18 protein-coding genes and 4 pseudogenes are annotated in these 25,473 nt (G+C 67.7%); 8 read left to right on the top strand and 14 right to left on the bottom strand.

What is annotated here, in order from left to right:
* Positions 1 to 145 precede the first annotated feature (145 nt).
* On the top strand, positions 146 to 1,084 hold the full coding sequence (locus tag KCH48_RS38450) for an SMI1/KNR4 family protein (protein WP_210582111.1): 939 nt from the start codon (positions 146 to 148) through the stop codon (positions 1,082 to 1,084).
* Positions 1,085 to 1,155: 71 nt separating this feature from the next.
* On the opposite strand, the gene KCH48_RS38445 is transcribed toward KCH48_RS38450, so the two are convergent.
* Both KCH48_RS38445 and KCH48_RS38440 read right to left on the bottom strand, forming a co-directional pair.
* A complete protein-coding gene (locus KCH48_RS38445) occupies positions 1,156 to 3,171 on the bottom strand; it encodes a hypothetical protein (RefSeq protein ID WP_210582109.1) in 2,016 nt (671 codons plus the stop codon).
* Between the two features lie 585 nt (positions 3,172 to 3,756).
* Positions 3,757 to 4,065: pseudogene (locus tag KCH48_RS38440) on the bottom strand (UvrD-helicase domain-containing protein); the annotation flags it as partial.
* A gap of 546 nt (positions 4,066 to 4,611) precedes the next feature.
* Here KCH48_RS38440 and KCH48_RS38435 point away from each other — a divergent pair.
* The gene (locus KCH48_RS38435; RefSeq protein ID WP_210582107.1) at positions 4,612 to 5,262 is read left to right on the top strand and encodes a hypothetical protein; all 651 of its coding nucleotides are present in this window, start codon (positions 4,612 to 4,614) and stop codon (positions 5,260 to 5,262) included.
* 346 nt (positions 5,263 to 5,608) lie between these two features.
* Here the strand turns inward: KCH48_RS38435 and KCH48_RS38430 are convergent, their stop codons facing one another.
* Complete coding sequence (locus KCH48_RS38430) at positions 5,609 to 6,034, bottom strand: ATP-binding protein (RefSeq protein WP_210582105.1); 426 nt, start codon at positions 6,032 to 6,034, stop codon at positions 5,609 to 5,611.
* A gap of 332 nt (positions 6,035 to 6,366) precedes the next feature.
* Here KCH48_RS38430 and KCH48_RS38425 point away from each other — a divergent pair, with 332 nt between their 5' ends.
* Both KCH48_RS38425 and KCH48_RS38420 read left to right on the top strand, forming a co-directional pair.
* On the top strand, positions 6,367 to 6,603 hold the full coding sequence (locus tag KCH48_RS38425; RefSeq protein WP_210582103.1) for a DUF397 domain-containing protein: 237 nt from the start codon (positions 6,367 to 6,369) through the stop codon (positions 6,601 to 6,603).
* A 91-nt stretch (positions 6,604 to 6,694) separates the two neighbouring features.
* On the top strand, positions 6,695 to 7,603 hold the full coding sequence (locus tag KCH48_RS38420) for a helix-turn-helix transcriptional regulator (protein ID WP_210582101.1): 909 nt from the start codon (positions 6,695 to 6,697) through the stop codon (positions 7,601 to 7,603).
* Positions 7,604 to 7,619: 16 nt separating this feature from the next.
* On the opposite strand, the gene KCH48_RS38415 is transcribed toward KCH48_RS38420, so the two are convergent.
* The 4 genes from KCH48_RS38415 to KCH48_RS38400 all read right to left on the bottom strand — a co-directional run bounded on the left by KCH48_RS38415 (position 7,620) and on the right by KCH48_RS38400 (position 10,625).
* Positions 7,620 to 8,432 (bottom strand): SAM-dependent methyltransferase, encoded by an 813-nt coding sequence (locus KCH48_RS38415; RefSeq protein ID WP_210582099.1) that lies wholly within the window; start codon positions 8,430 to 8,432, stop codon positions 7,620 to 7,622.
* A 151-nt stretch (positions 8,433 to 8,583) separates the two neighbouring features.
* Positions 8,584 to 9,126 (bottom strand): hypothetical protein, encoded by a 543-nt coding sequence (locus KCH48_RS38410; RefSeq protein ID WP_210582098.1) that lies wholly within the window; start codon positions 9,124 to 9,126, stop codon positions 8,584 to 8,586.
* Positions 9,127 to 9,158: 32 nt separating this feature from the next.
* The gene (locus tag KCH48_RS42670) at positions 9,159 to 10,292 is read right to left on the bottom strand and encodes a helix-turn-helix domain-containing protein (RefSeq protein WP_246886529.1); all 1,134 of its coding nucleotides are present in this window, start codon (positions 10,290 to 10,292) and stop codon (positions 9,159 to 9,161) included.
* A 159-nt stretch (positions 10,293 to 10,451) separates the two neighbouring features.
* Complete coding sequence (locus tag KCH48_RS38400) at positions 10,452 to 10,625, bottom strand: hypothetical protein (protein WP_210582096.1); 174 nt, start codon at positions 10,623 to 10,625, stop codon at positions 10,452 to 10,454.
* A 1,023-nt stretch (positions 10,626 to 11,648) separates the two neighbouring features.
* Here KCH48_RS38400 and KCH48_RS38395 point away from each other — a divergent pair.
* Positions 11,649 to 11,924 (top strand): annotated as a pseudogene (locus KCH48_RS38395) (aminoglycoside phosphotransferase family protein); the annotation flags it as partial.
* A 259-nt stretch (positions 11,925 to 12,183) separates the two neighbouring features.
* On the opposite strand, the gene KCH48_RS38390 reads toward KCH48_RS38395, so the two are convergent.
* The 5 genes and pseudogenes from KCH48_RS38390 to KCH48_RS38370 form a co-directional block, all read right to left on the bottom strand.
* Positions 12,184 to 14,382: a dsDNA nuclease domain-containing protein gene (locus KCH48_RS38390; RefSeq protein WP_210582094.1), complete on the bottom strand. Its 2,199-nt coding sequence runs from the start codon at positions 14,380 to 14,382 to the stop codon at positions 12,184 to 12,186.
* Positions 14,383 to 14,415: 33 nt separating this feature from the next.
* Positions 14,416 to 14,796: pseudogene (locus KCH48_RS38385) on the bottom strand (IS5 family transposase); the annotation flags it as partial.
* Positions 14,797 to 14,850: 54 nt separating this feature from the next.
* Positions 14,851 to 15,621: an IS21-like element helper ATPase IstB gene (istB, locus tag KCH48_RS38380; protein WP_210582092.1), complete on the bottom strand. Its 771-nt coding sequence runs from the start codon at positions 15,619 to 15,621 to the stop codon at positions 14,851 to 14,853.
* Complete coding sequence (gene istA, locus KCH48_RS38375; protein ID WP_210582122.1) at positions 15,618 to 17,030, bottom strand: IS21 family transposase; 1,413 nt, start codon at positions 17,028 to 17,030, stop codon at positions 15,618 to 15,620. The genes istB and istA overlap by 4 nt, the downstream gene beginning before the upstream one ends.
* A gap of 106 nt (positions 17,031 to 17,136) precedes the next feature.
* Positions 17,137 to 17,588 (bottom strand): annotated as a pseudogene (locus KCH48_RS38370) (IS5 family transposase); the annotation flags it as partial.
* A gap of 281 nt (positions 17,589 to 17,869) precedes the next feature.
* On the opposite strand from KCH48_RS38370, the gene KCH48_RS38365 reads away from it, so the two are divergent.
* Positions 17,870 to 19,114, top strand: coding sequence for an IS256 family transposase (locus KCH48_RS38365; RefSeq protein ID WP_210582091.1), 1,245 nt, complete (start codon positions 17,870 to 17,872; stop codon positions 19,112 to 19,114).
* Positions 19,115 to 19,194: 80 nt separating this feature from the next.
* On the opposite strand, the gene KCH48_RS38360 is transcribed toward KCH48_RS38365, so the two are convergent.
* Positions 19,195 to 19,557, bottom strand: coding sequence for a hypothetical protein (locus tag KCH48_RS38360; protein WP_210582090.1), 363 nt, complete (start codon positions 19,555 to 19,557; stop codon positions 19,195 to 19,197).
* An 829-nt stretch (positions 19,558 to 20,386) separates the two neighbouring features.
* Between KCH48_RS38360 and KCH48_RS38355 the strand changes: the two genes are divergently transcribed.
* Positions 20,387 to 20,569 carry a hypothetical protein gene (locus KCH48_RS38355; RefSeq protein ID WP_210582089.1) on the top strand — a complete coding sequence of 61 codons (183 nt, stop codon included), beginning with the start codon at positions 20,387 to 20,389 and terminating at the stop codon, positions 20,567 to 20,569.
* Positions 20,570 to 20,576: 7 nt separating this feature from the next.
* Complete coding sequence (locus tag KCH48_RS43545; protein ID WP_210582088.1) at positions 20,577 to 21,893, top strand: helix-turn-helix transcriptional regulator; 1,317 nt, start codon at positions 20,577 to 20,579, stop codon at positions 21,891 to 21,893.
* A gap of 515 nt (positions 21,894 to 22,408) precedes the next feature.
* On the opposite strand, the gene KCH48_RS38345 is transcribed toward KCH48_RS43545, so the two are convergent.
* Positions 22,409 to 25,312, bottom strand: coding sequence for a tetratricopeptide repeat protein (locus tag KCH48_RS38345; RefSeq protein ID WP_210582087.1), 2,904 nt, complete (start codon positions 25,310 to 25,312; stop codon positions 22,409 to 22,411).
* Between the last annotated feature and the right edge of the window lie 161 nt (positions 25,313 to 25,473).

Genomic DNA, 25,473 nt, shown 5'->3' with positions numbered 1-25,473 from the left:
GGGGCTCGTCACCCCGGGCGGATAGCGGCCGAGTGCTCTGGCCGCCCCACGGGCATGGATGCCCGCACCACCCACCGGTGAGCGCGGGCGTCCTACTGTGTGAGGGGGCACTGCCCTCCCATCGACCAGCAAGGAGCTGCAGGCTGTGATCGTCGAGATCCCCCAGCACGTGCGTGACACCGCCACCCAGCTCGGGGCCGGTGTTCCCTACGCACTGAAGGTCTTGGCCGGCCAGTTGGCCGATGACCCGGACATGGGCCAGTCTTCGGGTCTGCCCGGCGTCCTCACCGTGATGGTTGACGGTGACGTGTTCGAGGACTGCCCCGCTCTGGCTGTCGGCTACATCCGTGAGCCTGACCGTATCGAGATCCGGTACGTGAACCCGGCCCCTACCGTCGAGCCCGCGGGCGCCCAGGACCAGGATGAGGAGCAGGGGCAGCTTGCCGATCCTGCCGCAGCCCAGGTCACCGGCCGGGAGATCGCCGACGCCTGGCAGCGCATCACCGGCTGGCTCCGGCGCAACGCCCCCGACTCCCATGCTGCGCTCCGCGCTGGCGCAAGCCCAGCCACCATCACCGCCCTGGAAGAGGACCTCGGCGTCCAGGTACCCGCCGACCTGCGTGCTCTGTGGCTTCTGACCGCGGGCGACAACGGGGTCAGCGGTGCGGGATGCCTGCCCGGCAACCAGGCCCTGATGCCCCTGGACGCTGTAGCTGCTTTCTACCGGCAGCAGATGGACTCCCAAGCTCACCAGGACACCCTCAACGCCCTCCGCCCCGAAGACGACCGGATCACCGTGTGGAAGTCCACCTGGATTCCGGTGGTCTCGCACGGCGCGGTGGACCGGACCTCGGGCCTGTACCTGGATGGAGCGACCGGCTACCTGGGTCGCTGGTCCCGCTACTACGAAGGCCCCGGCGACGAGCTCGACACGCTGGTCACCTATCTGGAAGACGTCGCCGACATGCTTGAGGCCCCGGACCTTGCCACGCGGGACAAGCCGGGCCTGGTCGGTGGGGCGCTGGCGTGGGGCAGCAGGCTCGACCCGGCGCAGGAAGAACGGTGGCAGCCCCTGACCGGCTGACACAGGCGAGAGAGGGGCCAGCCCTGTGGGCTGGCCCCCTTCCTGCTTCATCTGTTGACGCTCGGGCTATGTCAGCCGATCTTGCGCCACGTGCAGGTCGACGCGGTCGACGTGCAGTGCTCGAACCCCGGAAGGGTCACGAAGAACCCGTCACCGTCCAGCATCCGCCACGACGGCGCGGGGAACCCGGTGAACGCCCGCTGATTCTGCACGCTCGGGATCGCCGCACGGCCGCACCGCTCCGTACCGCTCGGCCCGTTCGTCGCCGTGCGGGTGTCCGCGAGGAGGCCGAAGTTTGCCGAACCGTCGCCCATCTTGTCGGTGAGCAACTGGGCGCACTTGCTGCCTGAGGTCACCAGGTTGTCGCCGTTCGGGTAGCCGCCGGACTCGTGCGTCGAGGCCATCGCGAACTCGTCACAGTCGACCGACCCCACCGACGCATCGGACGGGTGCACGCTCCAGGTGCTGTCACACACGCGGGCACGGCTGTTGTCCGACGTCCACGTGCCGCCGGCGCTGTTCTTCAACGGGGTGTCCGGGCCCAGGTAGTGCATCAGCGAGTCCCACCGCTTCGAGCCGGCGTGATCGGGCATCACCTGCTGCATGTACCAGTAGTACCCGCCAGCGGCCGGGTAGAGATTGGTGTCCACCGTCCAGGTCGGGGCAAAGCCCGGCAGCACACAGCCCGGCGCCGAGCCCTTGACGATGTCGTCGCAGCGCGGCGCAAGTTCCCGTACTCCTGGAATTCCTGACGTGCCGAAGTCCGCCGTCGCGGTCGCAGTGTCGCTGGCGTCCACGGTCGCGGTCACCGACCAGCCCAGGTCGATGGTCTCCTTGCCCGTGCCGGACCAGGTTGTCTGGTAGGTGCCCCACCTGCCGTCGTACGCGCTCCAGGCGTCCGCGTCCCAGTAGGCGCTGTCACCCGCGTGGTTGTCATCGTTGTCGGCCCATCGAATCACCGACGTCACACACGACGAGCACGTCGACTGCGCGTTCCACTTCAGCGTGACGCCATCCAGCGCCGCGTCGATGCGGACCGGGAAGATGCGGATCTGCTGATCGAACTCCGCGAAGTCCGACCCGGACGCGCCCTTGTTCGGGTACGCCTTGATCCGCATCTCGAAGTCGAACGTGGCGAAGCCGATCTCCGCACTCTGGTCCGCGTCGACGAAGATCAGAGTTCCCGACCCGATGTTCTTCAGGCACGCCTCGGTGCGGTTCCTGTAGTCCTCGCCCACCGGCTTGTCGTTGCACCAGTCGACCAGATCCGCAGCAGGCGCGGCAGCCGCCACCGCAGCCGCCTCAGCAGGAGACTTACCGGCCTTGCGGGCCTTCGCCTCCGCAGCCTCGCGCAGCGCCTCGGCACGCTGTTCCGCTCGCGCCTTCGTCTGCGCGGTGGGAGGGGAAAGCTCAACGCAGAGTTTGCGCCCCTCGGTGTCCTGCTTGCCGCAGGTACGTTTCTGCGTGGGCTGACTCTTCACCGCACCGGTCGCGTCGAACGTCGGCAGGGCCGGCCCCGGATCCGTCCGATTGACCTCGGTGATCTGCTGCGCGGTCGGGTCGATGGTCGACGACGTCTGCGCCGCAGGGAACTTCACGTACGGGTCGATACGGAAGTCCGCCCACGGCGACCAAGTCGTCTCGTACAGGCTGCCGTCGAAGGCAGAGGTACGGAACTTGTACAGCACACCGGGCTTCAGCTTGCCGTACGGCACCGGCACCTTCGCCAGGCCGCCCGAGGCCACGTACGGCGAGACCAGCACCCCGTGCTCACCAGGCCCATCGAGGTCGACCTGAGCCTTCGGGGTACCGTCCGCGTTCGTGGTATACACCTGGAAGGTCAGGTTCACGGTGTCGCCGTCCGCGTCGGTCACCGTGTTCCGCAGCACCACGTCCGGGGTGATGACCCGCCAGGCAGTGCCCGACTTGGAGAACTTGGGGCCGGCCGACGGGGTTCTGCCCGACACCGGCCGCTCACCCCCGGCGGCGATGGCCGTCAGGTCCTGCGGCCCTGCTGCTGCCACGGCCGCCGGGGAAGCACCCAGCCCGGGCGCGGGCGGCGTGGGGGCCGCTGCCGCGGTTCCCATCCCCGCCAGTAACGCCAGCGCGGCACCAGCGGCAACGTGCCGCCACGCCGACGCACGTAAGAGTCTCACTTCTTGAATTCCCCTCATGGGTGTGTGAGTTGTACACGCCAAGCCACAAGCCCATCACAGCCCGCACACAGAAAACATGATCGAAATCATGGTTTAGCGGACTGGACACCATTCAGGCCAAGGCCATGGAGCGCCGCAGACATGCGGCTGGCAATCTCAACAACCAGCGCTTGCGTCCCAGGAGTTGTCGTTACCTGTCACGCCCACATCACAGTGGGCCGACGCTCCGCGCTCACCCCAGGGGCACCTCACCGCATCGGCGAGCGCCTCATGTATGCGGTGCTCCCCGCTGTCGGGTGCACAGCGAGAACGGGCTACGTTCCGGCGTGCCCGGGCGGCGCGGCGCGCTTCTTAGCCGGTGCACCGCCAGAAAGACAGGAAAACCAGTCCGCGGCCGGAGGCCTTACCGAGGTGGAGGCAGACCCCACGGACCCAGGGAGCGGACATGGCCTTTCACAAGATCCAAGCGGTGTTGTCCCTCGTGCGCGGCGTTGGGAGGGGAAGGAAGGAGGGTATGTAGCTGGTCATGACGTCCTTGGCGCCGCGCCAGTGGTAGATGGCCTGTGCGGAGTCCCCGACCATGACCAGCTGGGCGTGGTCGCGCTGGCTCAGGAAGATCTGTTCGACGACGGAGTGGGTGTCCTGGGCCTCGTCCAGCAGCGGGAAGTCGGCGTCAATGCGCGGCTGGGTGAGGGCCCAGAGCTTCAGGTAGTGGTCGTGGTCGAAGCGGACGGCGCCGTCAGCGGGGTGCAGGTCGGTCCAGGCCTTGCGGAACCGCTGGCCGTCAGGTCCGTCCTGGTGCAGGTGCGGCTGCTCGATGCCGCGGTCCTGGACCAGACACCCGGCCGCCGTGCCCGCTGCCGCACCGCCCACTGAGCCTGCACCCCGCGCCGTTGCCCCTGCCGACCACACCACACGCCCTGCGGCTGACCGCCCTGGTACTGGCCGCACAGGTCCGCCGTTGCCGAACACAGCACCGACATGGACATCCTCGCCCGCCTGTGCGGGCACTCACCCCAGCAGACCGGAGAACTTCTCGACCGGCTGGTGACCACACACGCTGTAGGCCTGGCACCACAACCGGGAAACCGACGAGGTGTTCTGGCAACTGCCCCAGCCCCGTGTACGGACCGGCCCTGCGGTAGGCCCCGCGGGTACCAGACCCTGCGGCTTTGAGGCTGGCCTCGGACAGAAGGCATTACATGAGAGGAACAACCGGCTCCGCCTGTCCGTACTATCTCAACGCCAGACACCTTGCGGCAGTAACGGCGCCCCTCAGCGCCGCCGGCACAACCAAGAGGGATGCGGCCCGGACCGAAGCCGCCCCGCAGACCCTGCACCACGGCCGCAAACCGAGGAAAGGTCAACACATTGTCCGAGAGCACGACCACCACCACTGAACTGACATCGCACTACATCGCCCAGGTGACCGGCGACCTTGAGCGCAACCTCAAGGAGCAGGAACGCATCGGTGCGGAAATCACCGCCCTGCAGGAGCAGTTGTCCGCCCTGCAGCAGGACCACACTGTGCTGGTGAACATGCAACAGGCACTCGGCATCCCGGAAACACCGGCTGAGCCCGCGGCCACGCCCGAGAGCGCCGCAGTGCCCTCCCCCCGGCAGAAGACCGACGCCGGGCCGAGCGGCAAGCGGCAAGCCAGGAAGACCACGGCCGCGCAGGGAAGCCCGACGGCCAGGAAGTCCGCCGCCAAGAAGCCCCCGGCCAAGGCTGCGGCCCCCGCGAAGACAGCACAGCCCACCCTGGTGGAACTCATCCGCCGCCATCTCACCGAGCAGGGCGAACCGCGCTCCGCGGCGGAGATTGCCACCGCGCTCAGCCAGGCCCATCCCGAGCGCGGAATCAAGACCAAGGTCGTGCGCGTCACCCTCGAAGGACTCGTGGCCAAGAGCCAGGCTCAGCGCACCAAGCAGGGCTCCTCGGTCTTCTACACCTCCCCCGACGCACCGGAGCCGACAGCTACGTCTCCGGCCGAGGAGCAGCCCGAAGGCACCGACCACTGAAGCCACGCAGCAGCCGCACACCACCATCGTCGACATCCGCTGCCGCCCTGACCCGCGCGGCACGGCTTCGAATCCACTGGAATCGTTGTGCTGAGATGGGTGCCCTTTGCCTTGAGCCTGGCCTTGTTGATCAAGGTCAGGGCGCTTCGCTTCGGCGGCCGGACCTGGTCACGGACGACCTCCACCGCCGGGGTGAGGCCGGCTTCCTCCAGCCCACGCGCCCAGGTGGCCATCGCATGGACGGGGGTTGCTTCTTCAACACGTCGTGAGCGAGGGGCAGCTGGGTGGCAGGGAGCTGGCCCGGGTATCGCTGGGTATTGTGTCCAGGCGCGTGCCCGGCGCGGCGCTAGGAGTGGGGAGCTGTCGGGACGCGGGCCCACACCATTTTTCCGGTGCTCTGCGGTTGGGAGCAGCCCCAGGATGCGCTGAGTGCTGCGATGATCTGCAGGCCGCGTCCTGATTCGCTGAGCTGTCCGGGGTGTTGAAGTGTGGGCGCGCAAGGGTTCGGATCCGCCACCGCGCATATGACAGCCTGCTGCCTGCGTACGAGCCCGAGCCAGGCTGTGGCGGTGGGTTCCTCGTGGCTGTCCGGTTCCAGTGCGTGGCGTGCGGCGTTGGCGATGAGCTCGCCGACGACGATGACTGCGTCATCGATGTAGGCGGTAAGTCCCCATTCTTCCAGGACTTTTCGGGCGAAGTTTCGGGCGTGCTGGAGGCCGGCGGAGTCGGCGCCGAAGCTGCGGGCGGCGAATTCGGCCGCGCTGATGCCCATGAGGAGGCCCCAGTCGCCTTCCCCTGAAGGGGTGGGGAGCCCCCTCGCGAGTGCCGGAGGTTCGACCGATTCGGGTGCATCGTCAACCTTCTTGGCGTGACACGCTGTAGTCGTGGCATGTGTCGGCACTACTCATCTCCCCGCACGCCGCCGAGTTCGGCGGCATTAAGAATGCCTGGCCTGGGCCAGTATCCTCGCCAACCGTCCACCGATGCAATTGCTTCTGAAATTGCATGTCTAGGCCTCGAGGAGGAACACATGTACCCACGGTGACTATCCATCACGCCGTCAACAAGAGGGCTATTCGGACGCGTTAGCGAAGGAGGGCGGCAATGCAGCAGATCGTCAACGGTGTTCGGGCAAGCGCGCTTCAGGATGTCACCTGGGTCAGGAGCTGGCGCAGCGCGATGGAGGGCAACTGCGTCGAGATGGCGGCCCTTCCCGACGGGGCCGTGGCTCTGCGGAACTCGCGCGATCCAGACGGGCCCGCACTCATCTATACGCGTGCCGAGATCGTCGCGTTCCTCGCGGGGGCGCGGGACGGCGACTTCGACACAGTGGTCGAATAGATCCCCAACGAGACATAACGCTCTTGGGGCGCACTGCGGGCTCCATGGTGGGAAACTGGCCTTCATTTTATGGTCCCCTGCAGGAGCCCGCATGTCCGCTGCCCAGCCGAATCGGCTGCCCAGGCTGGAACGTTACCTCTCCGCTCCCCGGCGCAACCCGACGGCGCTGCATCTGATTCTGGCTGCCCAGCTGCGCCGTCTGCGGCTGGCTGCACGACTCAGTCCGATAGCGGCGGGCGATGCGCTGCGGTGCTCCGACTCCAAGATCAGTCGCCTTGAGCGGGGCCAGGTCCAGCTGAAGGAACGTGACGTCACCGATCTCTTGCGTCTTTACGGCGTCGGCTCCGCGGAAGCCGCGGAGTTCCTCGCGCTGGTGCCGCGCTCCAACCAGTCGGGCTGGTGGCACCAGTTCGACGATGTGCTGCCCAAGTGGTTCGACAAGTTCATCGGACTTCAGGAAGCCGCCTCCGTCATCCGCACCTACGAGGTGCTCCTGGTGCCGGGGCTGCTGCAGACGGCTGAGTATGCGCGGGCCGTGGCGGCTGCGGACCGCCGGCCGTCGGAGGAGCAGACGGTCGCAGAGCGGAGGGCCGAGCTGCGCCTGGCGCGGCAAGTGCTGCTGGAGTACCCGGATCCACCAAAGCTGTGGGTGGTGCTGGAAGAGGGGGTGCTGCACCGGCAGGTCGCGGACCGGAAGGTGATGTGCGAGCAGCTGCGGCATCTGGCCCGGGCCGCCCAGCGGCCCCATATACAGGTGCAGATCATCCCGTTCAGCGCTCCGCAGTGCATCACCTCCGGTTTCCCCATCACGCACCTGCGGTTCGACCCTCCCGAGCTTCCGGAGATCGTCTATCTGGAACACGTGCGGGACGCGGTCTACCTGGACAAGGCGGAGGAGACGGAGCAGTACCGGTCGATCCTGGACGGGCTGCTGAATGCGGCAGAGTGCCCCGAGGCCTCGTTGCAGAGGATTCAGGACGCTGCCGACCGCTACTGCTGAGCTGGAGACAGGCGCGTCAGCGGACACGGCCGACGCCTCCGTATTCGATCCACTCCCGGGTGCGCGGCCGGGGGCCGAAGCGTGGATCGGCCCGCCAGGCGGACACATCCACCAGGCCGGGCGCGAGGATGTCCAGGCCGGCGAAGAACCCGTCGACCTCTCGTGAGCAACGGACTGCTCCCCAGTTGCCGGCGGTGCTGTCGCGCATGAGGCCGGTGATGACGCGGCGGATCATGGCGTTCTCGCTGACCAGCTGACTGACCGCCAGGAAGCTGCCGGGGCACAGCCGGGCGGCGGTGCGGCGGACCAGCTCGCCGGGAGCGTCCTCGTCGGGGATGCAGTGCAGGACGGAGACGCACAGGGCCGCCACCGGCTTGTTCAGGTCGAACAGGTCGGTGACGCGGGGGTGGTCCCAAATCGCTTCGGGGTCGCGCAGATCGGCCTGGATGACGGCCGTGTGGTCGTTGTCCTCCAGCAGCGCCCGGCCGTAGGCCAGGACCATGGGGTCGTTGTCGACGTAGACGATGCGGGCATCCGCGGCATGGCGTTGGGCGATCTCATGGACGTTGTCCTGGGTGGGCAGCCCGGCGCCGATGTCGAGGAACTGCCGCACCCCGTGTTCCAGGGCCAGGCAGCGGATCAGGCGCTGAAGGAAACGGCGGCTGTTGATGGCCAATATTTGGGTACTGGGCGCGTGCTCGAGCAGCCGCTCACATACCTGTCTGTCCGCGGGGTAATTGTCTTTCCCGCCGAGGTAGTAGTTGTACATGCGGGCCACGCTCGGCCGTGTGACATCGATGGTGTGAGAGAGCGGCGCGTGGTAACTCATCCGGCCCCTCACTGCCGTGTCAACACGGCTCGCGGACAATGCGAAAGTCCATGGTAAAGAGACGCCGGTGTCGTGGGCCAGAATCCAGCGGGGGCGGCCGGCGGAGCAGTACGGTAAAGGGTTGCCCCAATCAGGATGCCGGCGCGCGGGATCAGACGTGTGTGGGCGGGATCGCTGAGTGTGCAGGCACCGCCCGGCGGGCCATGGTGCGGTGGGCCATCTTCAACTGACTGGCTACTAAGGGCTCTTCCACACCCATCAGGTCGGCCGCCTGCTCGTCGCTGAGTGACAGACGGTGGCGCAGGATGACGACGTCCGCCTGCAGCGGGGGCAGTACGCGGTGGACCGCGTTGCAGATGTTCGCCGCGGCCTGTCCGCGCACCGCCTGCGCGATGAGGGAGCCGAGGATGTCCCAGGCTTCGGCCGCGGGGCGGTGACTGGCCAGCACGGTGGCCCAGTTGGTGGCGACGCTGCCCAGCGCGGTCTCGACCAGTTCCCGGCTCAGGCCGGGGTCAGCGACGCGGGCGCGGGTGTAGCGCAGGTAGCGGTCCTGATAGAGCATGCAGAACGCGGTGTAGGCCGCGGGCAGGTTGACGACCAGGCCTGCGGGCCGGGCGGGCGGTTCCACAGCACATCGCGACGGCCGGGGGCAGGCGGCGGAGAGTGTGCGGCGTGCGCCCGGCAGGTCGACCATCGCAGTGCTCCTGGTTGATGAGCGGGTCCGGTTCATGGCGTGAGTCCGTCCTGGCCCGGATGTTTTTCGCGGGCAGCACCGGCATCCCTGTCCGGGGCAGGGGAGGAAGGCGGTTCGGCACCGTCTGGGAGGGGGTCGAGGAAGACGAGGAAGGCGTAGTGGACGGCCTCCCACAACGGGCGGATATCGGCGGGTGTCCCCCCGACGGCGCGGACGAAAGCGACCGTGGTCTTCCAGTCGGGAACGAGTCGCCCGGCGAGAATGTCTTTGACGGTGGGCACGCTGAGCGCGCCGCCGCTGGCTTCGTGGATCCGTGCGGGCGAAGGGCAGGCTGCCGCCAGGTACAGGCCCCGCAGGGCTGAGTTGAGGCGGGCCGCGGCGTCGGGCAGGGGCCTGCGGGCGGGCGGGGTCAGTCCCTGGGCGTTTTCCCACAGCACCGCGAGTTCGTCGGGGTCTCCGTCGAAGAGGTCGGCGAGTATCACCACCACGGGCCAGGTCGGCACACGCTCGCCGGAGAGAATGCGTGAGACGTAGGACGGCGACAGCCCCATCGTGTCGGCTACTTCGCGGATGGTCAGGCCGCTGCTGCGGTGCAGGTGGGACAGGGCCGCCGCCAGCTTGCCGGAGGTGCGCTCACCCGGCTGTCCCGCTTGCTGGCCGTCCGGGCGGGCCTGGACGGCATGCCCTGCCGCGTCGCGGGGACGGGCCGCGGGCCGTTCGGAGGCGCGGCGCTCAAGCCGCCGCCGTACGGTCTTTCCCGCCCACCGGGAGCGCGCCGTGGCCGGACTGACCGAGGCGGCCGCGGCGACGGTGTCCCAGCCGGCGCCCTGGATGCGCGCGTCGTGCACCGCCGCGCACACGTAGTACTCCACTTCCCTGGTGAGTTCGGCCGCGCGGCCGAGCAGCAGCGCCAGGTCCTGCTCGTCGTACTCGGCCGCCAGCAGTCCGTCCGCGAGCGCCTGAACGGACTCGGCGATGTTCCTGGCAAGCGGCAGCGGACTGTCCACGGGCTGCGCCGTGTTCGGGGTGTTACGGCTGCGCTCCCGCTGCGCCCGGCGGCGGCACGCGGGGGTGCAGTACTCCTGCTTGCGTCCCGGCTTGCCGGTCCGCTCGAAACGCTGCCTGCAGTAACGGCACTTGCCGTACTGGGGGCCGCTGCTCGGCATGGTTCCTCCCAGAACGCACGCTGGGGTATTTCTCTCCGGATCACCGCAGAACTTCCGCACTCTCGGGAAGAGGAACGAGGCCGTCCGGACCGCGGTGGTCAGTGCGTCACGCCGTATCCGCCGACGGCCCGAATGCTGCCGTCGGCGGGCACGGTGGCCTCAGCTGACCCGGATACGCAGGTAGCGGAGGAAGGAACGGCGGGCCGCGGCACACGCCACAGCCATCGCCGCGGCACCCGCAGGGACCTGCCACGCCTCGGTCACGAGGACGACGGGCAGGACAACCAGAGCAAGGAAGGCGCTGAGCTGCAGCGTGCCAGCCCAGGCACTCACGACGCGGGTTTGGCCGCGCAGACCGCGCGGAATGTTAGCGTCGTAACCCGTTTCCAGTCGGTGAAGCCAGCCGGAGGCGGGAAGTGGATCGATCACGGGGACCTCGCGTTTCTTGTGGTTCGGTCAACACATTTGAGGGACCCCGGAGTTGGTTGGTAGCCCGCCCGGGGTCTTCTCGTTTCACCGGACGCTAGTGCCTCATCACACCGTTCCGCCATCCGGTTCAGTTCATTAAGCAAAGGTTCGGCGCCCGCCAAGACGAATACGGAGTGCGCGCGGGCGCACAATAACCGAATGCAATTGCAGTGCATTCACTCCCTCCGCGAGAACGGTCACAAACGATCAGGATGCGCCAGAAAAGCGTCGCCGGGGCCGCTGCTACCGCCGGTCAACAGTGAGTTCAGGACGCACAGGCGCAATTTCGTACGCTGCCACGCCTGTTCTACCCCTCAGGCAACGCGCGTCAATACAGACTTCGGGTGAGGTACACTCCCGCGCCCTCCCCCGCTCGGGCACACAACCGGAAGTACCGTGCAGCTGCAAATACATTGCGCGCTTTTTCCCGGCGCGCCGCCTTGCTGAGTCAAGAAGCCTGGCGTCCGATCGGCCGCACCGCCGCGAGTAGCGGTCGGTGCGGACGCCGACTTACCGGCACCTGAGGACGGCGGAATCCTGAGCACGTAACGCCCAATCCCGCAGGGAGAGTCAACTCCCCTACCAGCAAAGGTTATGACCTGCCCGCCGGACGGCGGTGGCTTCCGCAATCATGTGCAGGCTCGGGGGAAGGAAGCAGGGACTCGGTAGCTGCCTGTTCCGGGAGTTCGTTACAGCTGACCGCAGCCGGGGGAAGCGGCCCCGCGCCGGTTGTGATCACTTTGGACTCCTAACAAAAGTGGTGGGCTTGACCTGGTCAGAGGTCGGTGTCCTACACGAGGCCGCCGGGTAGCGGGACGCGGTCAGCCGCGGAATCGCACGCGATAAACCCGGCGACGTCGGCGAACATCCCCGGGATACTCGTCACCCATGGATGAGGTCAAAGTCGTCGTCGCCCATTCCGAGCGCGCGACTCTGCGCGTCGGCCACGTGTTCTTGAAGGTGGACGCCGATCAGGCGCGCATCGACGTCGAGGTCGAGGCGATGTCCCTCGCGCCGGTCCCGACCCCGGAGGTCCTGTGGCGCAAGCCGCCCGTGCTCGCGATCGCCGCACTCCCGGGGGCCACGCTTGGGCGCCTCGGCGGGCCGTCGACCGGGTCGCCAGCCGCGTGGGCCGCGGCAGGCGCCGCCATCCGAAAGCTGCACGTTCGCGTGCTCGCGCTCGGCAGCAACCCCGACGACCAGGAACGAGGCCGGCGCATCTACCGCCGTTTTAAGGCCCTGACCGACGCATACGGCTCGCGCCTCCAGCTCATCATCGCCGACAACGACACCGCCCCCTTGCCGGACGACGCCTTCAGCACCATCGAACTCGACTACACCCACCCCATGGTCCCCGGCGTCGCCCACCCCGGTCCCGGCCACACCACACGCACCGAAGACGAATATCAGGCGTAGCCGCCTTTTACGTTGAGCTGGCGGTTCCGGCCGAACCCGACGAAGGGGGTGAGACTGCCGAGCGGATCCGGTGATCGACTCGGAGTTCCTTCGCCAGGGAGGAGAAGTGGCGTGCGCAGTCGGGATGATCGCGCAGTGCCCCTGCAACAGATCCGGCGGCATCTCCTGTCAGGGTGCGCAGCCAGGGCCTGATCTTGTCCTGCGGCGTCCACTGGTCCCACAGAGCGTCCCAGGTGAACGCGCCGTTGCAGCTTTCCTCCAGTAGATGCAGCTGAGCCGTACTGGCGGCGTGACGTGCGACGGTGAACAGCCACAGGATGACGGCGTCGACTTCCCCACGCTCCGTTGACCGGTGTGTGCCCAGGAGCTCCGGCATCGCCCGGACGATCTCGAGTGCTCGAGGAGGGTCGGCCATCAACGCCGGTATGAGCGCCTCGGGGTCGATGTTGAGGAGGATGTCGCAATACAGGGCAGCATCGTCGGGATGGGCAGCGGCGAGAACGACCAATTCCTCTGCCGCGTTCGCTGCTCCAGCATCCAGAGCATCACGGAGTGCTTCCGCCTGTACTACGGGCGACACGGGAGGTGTGTCGATCTCCTGGGCGATGAGGTCGAGGAAGGCTTGCACCGTTGCCGGCCGTCTCCCGGGTTCCGTGCGCGTTGCATCCCGGACGACCGCACGCCATGGTCCGGAGTCCGGTATGAGGGGAATGTTCTGCTGCGGGATCCTGCGTGTGACCGCCCAGCCGATCAGCTGCCCCAGGCTGTAAATATCAGCCGGCGGACCGGCACTGTGGGCGTCGATGCTCAGTTCCGGGGCGGCGAAGCCCTCCGAGCCCATACTCACCCCGACCCTGGTGCGCTGCGGGTTGGTGGTCTGGCCAGGCGGACGGCGCGCGATACCCCAGTCGGCCAGAACCCATCGACCGTCTAGCCGGAGCACGTTGGACGGCTTGATGTCCCGGTGGACCCACCCGTGGGGGGAGCCTGGGGCCTGGATGCCATGTGCAGCGGTCAATGCCGAGCACAGGCTCTCCACCAGGTCGCGCAGTGCGGCCGGCTCTTTGAGGTCGTCGAGGCATTCCGTTGCGACAGTCTGCGCCTTGGGCATGACGAACCATTTGCCGTCGGAACCAGAGTCCCAGACCGGCATGGCGTTCGGATGCTCGCTCAGTAGGCGGCCAACCTCAATCTCACGAGCCATCCGGGCTCTCTTGGGAAGGGGTGGGTGTTCGCCGCGCAATTGCTTAAGGACAACGGGTGTACCGGTCGTTTTGTGGGTCGCGTAGAAGACGTCAGCCATGCCGTCCTCTTGGCGGTGGAAAGGGAACTTCTCACAGGCGTAGTCCCGGCGCACACCACGCGCCTCGTACGGCGCCGTGCTCCGGCGGAGTTTGCGGAACTTCACTGTTTCAACTCCGCTGAGTCGCTTCGAGGAATCGGTCAGCAGTACGTGGTGGGGGCGCCCCAGGCGCTGTCGAAGGTCGGCAACGCTGCTGGGCCCGATGCACTTCCTCAGCAGCTCTGTGGGCAGGTCCTGCACCGCTGTCTGTTCGACCCACCCATGATCCAGGCGACCCTGCATCGCCTCCCGGGTACGGCTCACGAGTTCGGCGTAGAGACCGGTGATCTCCGGACCAGTCAAAGACGGACCTAGCTCGTGCAGGAAGGCGATGTTACGCAACTCGATGTCGTCGTGCCTGGGCAGTTCACTGACACCGATCAGGCCCAGGAAGGCAGAGACCTCGTCGGCCTCAACCTTCAGGTGGGCTGCCACTCGCTTCAAGCACCTCTCGTCTTCCGCCCCTTCACCGTGCGCGAGAGCAGTAAGTGCAGCGTCGGCGGGATCGAGGTAGCCCTCCAAACCGGCCGTAAGCCCATAGGAGAGCCGCTGGTCTTTCACCGCCCCGTACGTACGCCACAGGCTCTTCAACGGGCCCTTAACGAGAACGTCCGTGAGCGCCCAAGGCGTGGTCGCGGCCCGCGTCGTGATCTGCTGAAAATTCCAGAAGGAACGGCCATCAGCCTGTCCCTCGTTGCTGCGGACAACGATGATGTCCGCAAAGTGCTCACAGATCACGTGCACCGGCTCGTCAGCGAGTATCTCCAGGATGGCCTGCGCAGCCACATGAAGCTGGTACTCGTACCTCCGAAGCGTGACCGAACCCGAATCGTCCAACGCAACGGTCTCAATCGGATCAGCCATGCGCCCCCCAGCCCATCCCCCTAAGACGTCATTTCAGTTGGTGAGTCGACGGTGGCATATCAGGGTTGCGGCGATGGCGGTGAAGGCGAGGAAGTGTTCGGGCTTGCGCTCGTAGCGGCGGTGGAGTCGTCGGCAGCCTGAGAGCCAGGACACCGTCCGTTCCACGACCCAGCGATGCCGGCCCAGCCGTTGTGAGGACTCGACGCCCTTGCGGGCGATGCGGTGCTGGATGCCTCGGGAGGACAGCCAACGCCGCAGGTGCTGATAGTCGTAGCCCTTGTCTCCGTGGAGTTTGCCGGGCCGTCGGCGCCGGCGGCCGCGACGCGAGCGGATGGGCGGGATGCCCCGCACCAGCGGGACGAGGGCCTGGCTGTCGTGGAGGTTCGCGGCGGAGATGCCGATCGACAGGGGCAGTGTCGGCGTACGGGCTTGTCTCCCCGGTCGCGTACGGGCGAACGTCCCCAGTTGTCAGGCCACTTCGGTCTCTCGCTCGATGGCCTGGAGGCGGTTCTTGAGGCGGTAGCTTGGGCCGTTGATCGCGATCACTTCGCAGTGGTGGAGGAGCCGGTCGAGGATCGCGGTGGCGAGGACTTCGTCGCCGAAGACCTGGCCCCACTCGCTGAAGGTCTTGTTCGAGGTCAGGATGATGGAGCCCTTCTCGTAGCGCTTGGAGATGACCTGGAAGACCAGGTTCGCCTCGGCGCGTTCGAGGGGCTGGTAGCCCACCTCGTCGACCACGAGGACGCTCGGCCGCAGGTAGGTGCCGAGTTTGTTGACCAGCCGCCCGGCCGACTCGGCAGCCTTCAGGTTGCGGACCATGTCGTCGAGGCTGGTGAAGTAGATCGAGTAGCCGGCCCGGCAGGCCGCGACCGCGAGAGCGACGGCGATATGCGTCTTGCCCACCCCGGGCGGCCCCAGCAGCGCGGCGTTCGCCTTGCCGTCGACGAAGGAGAGGCTGGCGAGGTCTTTGACCTTGCGTGGGTCAAGCTCGGGCTGGAACGAGAAGTCGTACTCGTCCAGCGTCTTGTGGTGCGGCAGCTTGGACAGCCGCAAGCCCTGGCGGAAACGGCGGTCGTCGCGGACGGCCAGCTCCTCGGACAGGACCAGGTCGAGGAAGTCGAGATAGCCCATCTTCGCCTCGTCGGCCCGGCGGGTGTACTCGTTGATGGTCTCTGCCAGGTGCGGCAGGCCGAGCTTGCCGGCCGTGGTGCGGATGCGGTTGCCGGTCAGCTCGCTCAAGACGACTCCTTCGTCGGAGAGTTGGTGGTGAAGGGCCGGGTGCCGGTCAGTTCGTCATAGACCGACAATGGCCGCCGCCCGACCTCAACACGGGTGGCCGCGGCTCGGTTCAACAAGGCCTGCAGTGGCCCGACTTGGCCGCCCGCAGACGGCTCGCGACGCGGTGGCGGTGTCACCTCGCCCGTCGTGGTGCGGCGGTTCTTGCCGGCCGGCAGGCCGTCCCAGTGCGCGTTTTCCTTGACGACGACGCCACGGCCGACCGCCCGCGGATGGGTGGACAGCAACGTCTCGCCGCTGGCATCGGGGACGGTCGAATGCAGCATGACCTGGGACTTCGTCGCCCGGATCTCGACCAGCTGACGTGGGCGGACCTTGCGGGCGGGCACCGAATAGAGGTTCCCGCCGAACGCGACCAGGCAGTCCTTGCCGACCGGCCGCAGATGCCGCTCGGCCACCAAGTACGGAGTCGGCGGCAACGGTTTGAGGGCCGCGTGATCGCGGGCGGCCCGGATGCCGATGACTTCCCGGTGCGTCTTGTGGATCTGGTCCCGCCGCCTGGGCACCCAGGCCGCGAACGCGGCGTCCATCTCTTCGATGGAGGAGAACGCTCGCCCGGACAACACATGATCGCGAACGATGAGAACCTGGCGTTCAACCCGCCCTTTGCCGGTGGGCCGATAGGCGGCCAGGACGTCGATGTCGAAGTCGTAGTGCCCGGCGAAACCGACCGCCTCCGGATGCAGCGGAACCGCCTCGCCAGGAGCGACGTGCCGACGCACGACGGTCTTGGTCCGGTCGTAGACGATCGTCATCGGCACCCCGCTGAAGTGCGCAAATGCCCGCCGGTGGCAGTCGAAGAAGGTCTGCAGGTCCTGGCTGGTGGTGAAGCAGCAGAACGGGTCGCGTGAGTACGACAGCACCATGTGGAACGAGTAGACCTTCGGGATGCCCATGTGGGCGAGGACCTTGCCCTCGTCACCCCAGTCGACTTGGGCCTGAGCCCCGGGGATGACCTCGAAGCGCCGGTGGAGCCCCGCCAACTCCTTCGGTGTGATGCCGAGTTCCTCGGCGACCCGCGGGCGTGCCTGCTGAACGTAGAGCTTGACGCGCTGGTAGTTGCCGGTGAACCCGTACTCCGCGGCCAGCCGCTCGTGGATCACCGATGCCTTCATCAGGATCTCGGCCCGCAGCATCGAGTCGACCAGCGGCGCGAACTCGTCGATCTTCCTGGGCACCAGCTGGCCACTGGCCGAACGGCGCGGCGGCGTCGCCGGCCCCGCGAGGTACTTACGGACCGTCTTGCGGTCCAGCCCCGTCTCACGGGCGATCTCCGACAGGCTCATCGCTCCGGACTCCAACAGCCCACGAAACCGCCGAAGTTCCGACCACCGACGCGGATCCAAGACCACTGCCAACCACCCCCTGCCGCAGCACACCGACTACGCAGCAGAGTGCCGACCAGCCCGCCTCACCGCATCAGGAACTGGCCGCGTTCATCCGTACGCGGGTGGGGACGTTCAGGTGTACGCCGACAGGCAGGCCGCGGCGGTCGACGATGAGGTGGATTTTCGATCCGTTCTTGCCGCGGTCGGTCGGATTCGGTCCCGTTAGCTGCCCCCTTTGAGGGCCCGGACGCTGACGGAGTCGACCGCGCACCGCGACCAGTCCAGTCCGCCGCGGGAGCCGAGTTCGTCCAGGACCAGGCGGTGGAGCTTGGCCCACACCCGGGCCTCGGTCCACTCGGTGAACCGGCGGAAGGCGGTGACGCCGGACAGGCCGAATCCGGGTGGCAGTTGGTTCCAAGTACAGCCCGAGGTGGCCACGAAGATGATCGCAGCAAGCACCTCGCGGTCCCCTCGTCGGCGGTGTCCTCCGCCCTGCGGGCGTTCCGGTGCCGGCGGGACCACCCGCTGGAACAACTCCCAAAGGTCTTCCGGCGCCAACCGTTCGACAAGCGCAGCAGTCATCACCCCAGAGTGCCGCAAGATCACACCAACTGAAATGACGTCTAAACACGCAGCGTAAGCGGCACGGCACCGGTCAGTCGATCACTTCAACGGAACTCGTGACGCCAGCTCTCTCCTACTCGGTCGACGATGACGCCACCCACACGCCAGCACCCCCCCGCCCGGACGCGCGGGTGTCTGCCCGGGGCGTGCATCCGCTGACGGTGCATGCTCCCTGAACAAGGGCAGGCCATCGCGCAAGTCTCCCTGGTGAACGGCCAGTTCAACCGGAGGAGCACGCGATGGCCTTGTCCCAGTCTGAGCTGATGCGGCTGCTGGAGTCACTACGTTGGGCCGACGGAGTTGAAGCAATCAGGGTGGTGTGCGAGCGCATCCTGCAGGAGCTCATCGAGGCCGAGGCCACCGAGGTGATCGGTGCCGCCCCGGGCGAGCACACCGACAAGCGCACGACCTGGCGCAACGGACACCGCGAACGCCTGCTGACCACCCAGGCAGGCGACCTCGATCTGAAGATTCCCAAGGTACGGACCGGGTCGTTCTTCCCCTCCCTGCTGGAGCGGCGCCGGCGCATCGACCGGGCCCTGTTCGCCGTGGTGATGGAGGCATACGTGCACGGGGTCTCCACCCGCTCGGTCGATGACCTGGTCAAAGCACTCGGCGCGGACAGCGGGATCTCCAAGTCCGAGGTCTCTAGGATCTGCGGCGAGCTGGACGAGGAACTGACCGCGTTCAAGGAACGGCCGCTGGACCACACCGTCTTCCCCTACGTCTTCCTGGACGCCACCTACTGCAAGGCCCGGGTGAATCACCGGATCGCCTCGCAGGCCGTGGTCATCGCCACCGGCATCTCCGCGACCGGGCACCGCGAGATCCTCGGCCTGATGGTCGGCGACAGCGAATCGAAGCCGTTCTGGACCAAGTTCCTGCGCTCGCTTCGAGCCCGTGGCCTGGAGAACGTCCAGCTGGTCATCTCCGACAGCCACAGCGGGCTGGTGGCCGCGATCCGCACCGTCTTCCTCGGCGCGGCCTGGCAACGCTGCCGCGTCCACTTCGTCCGGGACGTCTTCGCAGTGATCGAAAAGGGCTCTGGAGAGATGGTCGCGGCCACCATCCGCACCGTCTTCGCGCAGACCACCGCCGCGGCCGTCCGCACCCAGCTGGACGTGGTGGCCGACATGCTCGGACGACAGTTCCCGCAGGTCAAGAAGATGCTGCTGGACGCAGCCACCGACATCACCGCGTTCGCGGACTTCCCGCCGACGCACTGGAAGAAAATCTGGTCGACCAACCCGCTCGAGCGGCTGAACCGGGAGATCAATCGGAGGGCCGACGTCGTCCAGGTCTTCCCCAACCCCGCCGCCCTGGACCGGCTCGCCGCCGCAGTCCTCGCCGAACTCCACGACGAATGGCAGGTCTTCGACCGCCGCTACCTCTCCGAAGCCTCCATGGCCGAGCTCTTCACCACCCAACCGACCCCGCCCGAACCGCAGATCACCCCACAACCGAAATCGAAACAGCTGCCGTGACTACACCACCCAGCGGGACATGACCCACCAAGATCCGGAGTCCGGACGTCTGCTCCGATTCTGGGGAGTGACGGCCGCAGTCACTCCGCGCAGGAGAGCTGCCCCAGCAGGCGACCACGCTCAGCCTGTGCCGCCGCCAGGCTCGCCAGCTCGCCGGCGTCGGTGAAACAGGGCCCGTTCCAGGCATCAGGAGCAGCGACGGCCTCGACACGAACAGCGGTCCCGAAACGCTGGGCCGCCTCATACAGCCGCTGCAGGACCTCGAGCGCCCGGACATCCAGCGCGCCGATACGCGCCCACCACGTCCGCGAGGCCTGATCGAACTGGGCGACGGAGCGCAGCAGTTGCCGCTGTTCCTCGAACGCGGCCAGCCCTGCGGGTGCTGCGGCGGCGGTGACCTCCAGCAGCCACCGCACGGAGTTGGAGTGAGGAGTCGACGTCATAGTGCGGACCGTAGTGGTCGGCACTGACAACAGCCTCGCACGGTATCGGCCGGACGTGTCTGAACCATCCGGTCCGCGGCATTCATCGCGGCCCCGCGACAAGTCCAAGCACTCGACGGATACCGATCACGACCGCTGCAATACGGGTGCCGAGGTGTACCTGCCCGGGGCTGGGCAGCCGCGGAGCCGGTCGAACCGCGTGCCGCAGCTACTCGTTCGCACGCCGCGGTGGCCCGTCCTGGCGCTGCAGATCAGCACCAGGACGGTGAGCAGAGCCGCGGCAACGGATGCTGCTCTTCTCCGCGACTGTGTTGCCCGCAGTACGTCGGAGAGCTGCCGCCAGCCTCGGGGACTGCGACATCATCAAAGATCAGGTATGCCTTGCTGTCAGGTCAACACCGGGACGCCAGCGCGGAAATCATCCTGGTCGCCCCTGGGACTGACCTGGGGCAATGCGCGTTCCGTCCTGTCTGAAAGCGTTGTAGGGCGCTGGGACACAGAAGCGGAAAATCACGCACCGTGATGTTCTGGGGTGCAATGAAGGTGGGACGCACTTGAGGGAATTGCCTCACTGGAGGGCGTCTGATCAGGCAATCTGTGGTGGCTGGTCTGCTGAGGGGGCAAGACCAGCCTAGGGACATGGATGCGGTTAGGGCCTGGTGAGGGTTAGTACTGCGGGCCCGGATGCTGCAACATCACTAGCCATGAGGTGGCGGCAACCGCCTCGTGCACAACACCCAGTTAGCCCGCAGTACGTCCGAAGTCCCCTTGCAGTACGTCCCGTTCGGAGAGTCCCTTGAAAAACCCGCTTTGCGGAACGTCCCGTCCGATGACAGCGCCGGAGGCCAGCGTTCTCATCGTGATCGTCATCGTCGCCGCGGTCCTGGCTGCCGCTGGGCTGCCGACTCTCAGCGTTCTGGTGCTGATCACAGAGGCGCTCTCACTCGGCACCTGCCTGCTGCTTCGCCTGCGCCGAAACGACGCTGAGCGAGCGCGGACCGCGGAGGCCTGACCGGCTGATGGGACGCCGCGAGAACCCGATCGGGCAGTGCAGCAGATCACTGCACGCGCTGGCGACCTGGCTCCGTGCGGGACGCGAAACGGCCGGCCTGACGTACGACCAGGTTGCCTCCCGTACGGAGTACAGCGCGGACACTCTCGCGCGTGCCGCATCCGGGCGCAGTGTGCCGCAGAACCTTGACGTGGTCACCGCCTACGCCAAGGCCTGCGGCCTCAGCGTGAAAGAAGCCGAGCGGCTGTGGAAACAGGCCCGCCGCGACGAAGCCCGCGCCCAGGGCGTGTTGAGCGGGCACCGCGGAGGCGTTCACATCAGCGTCGTCAAAGACTTCGCTGATCTCCACTCCGCGATCGTCGACCTTTACCACGACGACGGAAGCCCTCCCCTGCGCAGCCTCGATGCCCGCCTGGGAGGGCTAGGCCGCCTGCCCCGCAGCACCGTCGGCCGCGTCCTGAAAGGACGCTCGACACCCAGCAGGACTTTCGTGGCCGCCTTCGCCGAGGCCTTGGAGGTCCGCAAGGCGGACCTGCCGGAGTGGACCAAGGCATGGGACCGGGCCGACGCAGACCGCCGCAGTACGCGCGTGCGATCGAAGCGGTCGGGCAGGCACGGCCTCAGCCCACACCTCATCAGGCATGACCGCCTCACGCCGCGCGACCTACAAGTACTCATGAGTGAGATGGAAGCCTCCGCGCGCCATGAGCCCGCGCTGAAACTCCTGGTCCATATCCCCCAGCCCGAAGACGCAGAAGCCCATGCGTCAGCCCGTATGACCCGCGAGCTCCTGGTGGACCAGGCACAGCGCCGCGGCGACTTGGCCTGTCCTCAATGCCGACGTCCCTCCCTCGGATATCACGGCTCCAAGGGCTGGACCTCACAACTGTGCGCAGACTGTGCACCGTCTGAGACCGCCGGCGGGGCAGGAGACACGCCAACGCTCTCACTCCGGCTGCCTGCCACCGCCGAGCGCAAGCCACTGCCGCAGCGCATCGCGCGCAGCTGGCCGGCTCCCACAAGCCCGTCCCTGACTCCCTCACAAACCGCCGACAGTCTGGCGACCGTCACGGACCCGCCGGCGACGCCTGCCACCGCTCCTGAGATACCTCCAGACTGTGAGTGCCCGTTCTGCCAGGGCAACTCGGGCCTGCCATCGCGGAAGCCGTCAGCTGGCACAGTGACCACGCGCGTCCGCATCAACATCCCTGGTTCCAGGCCCATTCTGCCCATCGTTGTCCGCGAACCAGCCGCAAGCCGGCCCACGCCTGCCGGCACTGAGCCTCAGAGCGATCCCTGGCAGGCTCATGAGTCGACGAGGTAGGCCTTTTCCCCCATCATCAGCGGCGCATCGGCGGGCCCGTTGATGTAGGGGCCGCGCCAGATCACGCAGCCGGGGCTGTCTTCCCTTGCCCATGCGAGCACGGCATGGACCGCGGCGTACTTATCGCCAGGGACGACGTGCCTCGCGGCGACGCTGTGCGGCTCCTTGGCTGAACCTCTTCCATGCTGCATGCGCCATTTGGGCAAAGTGGGCTGAACCAGAGCTTCCGTCCCGCCTTCACCGTCTACACCGTGGCGTTGCCCTCCGCCCCGGGCCGCTCGGCGGTTGTCGTCCAGGTGCCCCGCAGTCCGGAAGCTCCGCACCTGGTTGCGGGCGCTCTGGAAGCCGGCAAGATCCTGATCGGGCCAGACGGCAGTGCGGGCCAGGTGTTGCCATTGCTCAGGGTGGGCTGGCAGCCGAGGACTCCGGCGTTAGGCGGAATTCGCTGTCTCAATGAGGCACATCTCGCAGGGTGTTACGTCGCCTGTACGTGTGGCACTGTCTGTTGCCCGGTGTCACGGCGGGGGCGTAGGGCTCGCTTCCCGGCCGAGGACGGGATCCGGCCGTGGGTCGGATGAGAGTTCGTCCAGGCGGTGGAGTCTGCCCCGTATCTCCTCGGCGTCTGGGTGGTCGAATTTTTCGAGGATCGTCAGCGCTTGCTTCCAGCTCGTGCGGGCCGTGTCCGGCTTGCCGACGGCCAGGTGGACGTCACCGAGGTTGGCGAGGGTGTGGGCCTCACCCCACCGGTTGCCGATGTCCGTGTGGGCGTCGAGAGCCTGGTGGTAGAACTGGACCGCGTTGTCGTGGCGTTGGAGCCGGTGGTGGACGGTGCCGAGGAGGTCGAGAGCGACACCTTCGTTCCAGCGGTCGCCGATGACGCGCAGGTCGGTCAGTGCCTGCTCGAGGCAGTCGATGGCCTCGTCGAACCGGCCGATTCGCTCATAGGAGTCGGCCAGGTTGGTCAGGAGATTACCCTCGCGGCCTCTTGATCCGCCGAGCATCCGGTGGATGGACAGTGCCCGGCGGCAGTACTCGACGGACCTGTCCGGCCGGCCGATATGACGGTAGACATAGCCCAAGTTGGCCAGAACCTGGCACCGGCCGTGTGTGTCTCCGAGTTCCCGGTTGAGGGCCATCGCCTGCCGGAAGTGGTCGATGGCCTCGTCGTACCGGTGCGTCTGTGTCAGGGCGCAGGCCACGTCACCGAGGCTCCATGCCGTGCCCCTGCGGTCGTGGGCAGCGCGGGCGGCGTCCAGGGCGGTCCGGGTGGTGTCGAGCCAGTCGTGCAAATGGCCGCGGAGGTAGAAGAACCCCCACAGCGCCCCGGCCAGTCGCCATGCGATGCCCGGCCGACCGACGGCGACCGCCAGATGAACCGCGGCGACGAGATTGGGGCGTTCGGTATCGCACCAGTTGAGGGCCTGGTCGTAGCCGCAGAACGTGAGAGGGCGGCAGGAGGGGGGCAACGGGTCGAGGGGAACCCGTCGGCGCTCCGGGGTCAGAAACACATAGGCGGCGTCGGCGGTGTGCAGGTACCAGGTGAGGAGCCGCTCGACAGCGCGGTCCCGCTCTGGCGGTGTCTCCTCGGCCAAGGCGCGTTCGGCTGCGTAGGCGCGCAGCAGATCGTGCAAGGTGTAGCGGCCGGGTGTGTGCTCGGTGAGCAGATGGGCGCGGGTCAGTTCGGCGAGCAGGCCGCGGGTCTGACGGAGCGGGAGCCCGGCCAGGGCGGCCGCGGCGGACTGGGAGATATCGGGCCCGGCGTGCAGGCCCAGCAGGTGGAACAGGCGCGCGGCCGGGGCGGACAACGCGTGGCACGACCAGGAGAAGACGGCCCGTGCGTCTGTGGTGAGATCGCCCCCGTCGAAGGCGTCGAGGCTGCCATGGCTGTCGCGTAACTCCTCGGCGACGGCGCTGAGAGGGGAGTCGGGGTTGGTGGCGGCGCGGGCGGTGGTGATGGCCAGGGCCAGAGGGAGCCGGGCGCACCGGGTGATGATCTCCTGCACGGCGTCCGGTTCGGCCGCCAGCCGGTCCTCGCCGAGGCGGTGGGCCAGCAGGTCGCGGGCCTCGGCCGGGGAGAGCAGATCCAGGCTCAGGGGGTGGGCGCCCTCGGCGGCGACCAGGCCCGCGAGCCGGTTGCGGCTGGTCACCACGGCCAGACAGCCGGGAGAGCCGGGCAGCAGCGGGCGGACCTGATCGGCATCGCGGGCGTTGTCCAGCACCACCAGCACCCGCCGCCCGGCCAGCAGGCTCCGATACAGCCCCACCCGCGCCTGAAGATCCACCGGGACCTGCGGGGCCGGCACGCCCAGCCCGTCGAGGAAGCTCCGCACCGCCTGATCGGGCGTCACCGCCGCGCCGGACGGGTCGAAGCCGCGCAGGTTCACATACAGCTGGCCGTCCGGGAACCAGTCGGCCACCCGGTGTGCCCAGTGCACCGCCAGCGCCGTCTTGCCCACCCCCGCCGTCCCCGACACCGCCGAGACCACCACCGCGGCGGGCCGCCCGGCGGCAGCGGCGAGGATCCCGTCCAGCCGGGCCAGTTCGTCCTCCCGGCCGGTGAACCCCCGTGCTTCCAACGGCAACTGCGCCGGGATCGTCCGACCGGGCTCCGCCTTGGCCGACGGCGTACGATGCGCGGCGGGCGGGGCGGCTTCGCCGCGCAGGATCGCTTGATGCACCTGCTGCCCGTCGGCACCCGGATCCGTACCCAGTTCCTCGGCCAGCCGCTTCTGCAAGTCGGCGTAGAGGGCCAGGGCCTCCGAGCCTCGCCCGGCAGCCTGCAGTGCCCGCATCAGGGTCACGGTGAGCGGCTCGACCAGCGGATGCTCGGCGACCAGAGCATTCAGCGCACCGATCACCTCGGCAGGATTACCCATGCGGGACTCGGCCTCGGCCCAGGCCAGCACCGCTTCGATCCGCTGCTGTTGCCAGCTGTGCCGGGTGCGTTCTGCCCACGTACCGGCAAGCCCGGCCAGCGGTTCACCGCGCCACAACTCCAGTGCCTCGCGCAGCATCACCACCTGCTCTGCGTCGGTGCAGTCTTCGGTGCGAGCCCGGTCGACCAGCCGCTGGAAGCGGTGCACATCCACCCGGCTGGCCGGCACGTCGAGCAGGTATCCTCCGGGACCACGCCGCAGCTGCGGCCCTGCCGAAGTGCCGTCCGCGCCCACATTGAGAGGCGTGGCCGTGCTCGCCAGCATGCGGCGGATCCGGGAGATGTACGCGTAGAGCGAGGGGCGCACCTGAGCGGGTACGTGCTGCCCCCAGACCCGGTCGATGAGTGTCTCCGTCGCCACCCAGCGGCCCCCGTCCACCAGCAACGCCGCCAGAACCGTGCGCTGCCTGGCTGGTCCCAGCTCCACTACCGCGCCACCTGCGGCCCGTATCTCGACCGTGCCCAACAGCAGAAAGTCCGTCATGCGGTTCCCCCGAGAACGCTCCGCACCATCCCATGCACGCGACTGACACCGCGCCAGTCAGCCCGCGCTGACCAGTGAAGCAAGGTTTGTGCAAGGTTCCTGCCCACATTCACGCCACACCATATGGAGCAACGGCCCGTAACGCCGAGGGGGCACCGGCG

The organism is Streptomyces sp. GESEQ-4 (assembly GCF_017948455.1).
Lineage (GTDB): Bacteria > Actinomycetota > Actinomycetes > Streptomycetales > Streptomycetaceae > Streptomyces.
Note: the sequence above shows the minus strand (reverse complement) of the source record. Positions and strands in the feature narration are given on the sequence as shown.

Bases quoted from the DNA above. Each gene is read 5' to 3' on its own strand.
- KCH48_RS38445 (WP_210582109.1), bottom strand. From the start codon at position 3,171: ATGGGAACCGCGGCAGCGGCCCCCACGCCGCCCGCGCCCGGGCTGGGT.
- KCH48_RS38430 (WP_210582105.1), bottom strand. From the start codon at position 6,034: ATGGGCATCAGCGCGGCCGAATTCGCCGCCCGCAGCTTCGGCGCCGAC.
- KCH48_RS38425 (WP_210582103.1), top strand. From the start codon at position 6,367: ATGCAGCAGATCGTCAACGGTGTTCGGGCAAGCGCGCTTCAGGATGTC.
- KCH48_RS38420 (WP_210582101.1), top strand. From the start codon at position 6,695: ATGTCCGCTGCCCAGCCGAATCGGCTGCCCAGGCTGGAACGTTACCTC.
- KCH48_RS38415 (WP_210582099.1), bottom strand. From the start codon at position 8,432: ATGAGTTACCACGCGCCGCTCTCTCACACCATCGATGTCACACGGCCG.
- KCH48_RS38410 (WP_210582098.1), bottom strand. From the start codon at position 9,126: ATGGTCGACCTGCCGGGCGCACGCCGCACACTCTCCGCCGCCTGCCCC.
- KCH48_RS42670 (WP_246886529.1), bottom strand. From the start codon at position 10,292: ATGCCGAGCAGCGGCCCCCAGTACGGCAAGTGCCGTTACTGCAGGCAG.
- KCH48_RS38390 (WP_210582094.1), bottom strand. From the start codon at position 14,382: ATGGCTGATCCGATTGAGACCGTTGCGTTGGACGATTCGGGTTCGGTC.
- KCH48_RS38365 (WP_210582091.1), top strand. From the start codon at position 17,870: ATGGCCTTGTCCCAGTCTGAGCTGATGCGGCTGCTGGAGTCACTACGT.
- KCH48_RS38360 (WP_210582090.1), bottom strand. From the start codon at position 19,557: ATGACGTCGACTCCTCACTCCAACTCCGTGCGGTGGCTGCTGGAGGTC.
- KCH48_RS38355 (WP_210582089.1), top strand. From the start codon at position 20,387: ATGACAGCGCCGGAGGCCAGCGTTCTCATCGTGATCGTCATCGTCGCC.
- KCH48_RS43545 (WP_210582088.1), top strand. From the start codon at position 20,577: ATGGGACGCCGCGAGAACCCGATCGGGCAGTGCAGCAGATCACTGCAC.
- KCH48_RS38345 (WP_210582087.1), bottom strand. From the start codon at position 25,312: ATGACGGACTTTCTGCTGTTGGGCACGGTCGAGATACGGGCCGCAGGT.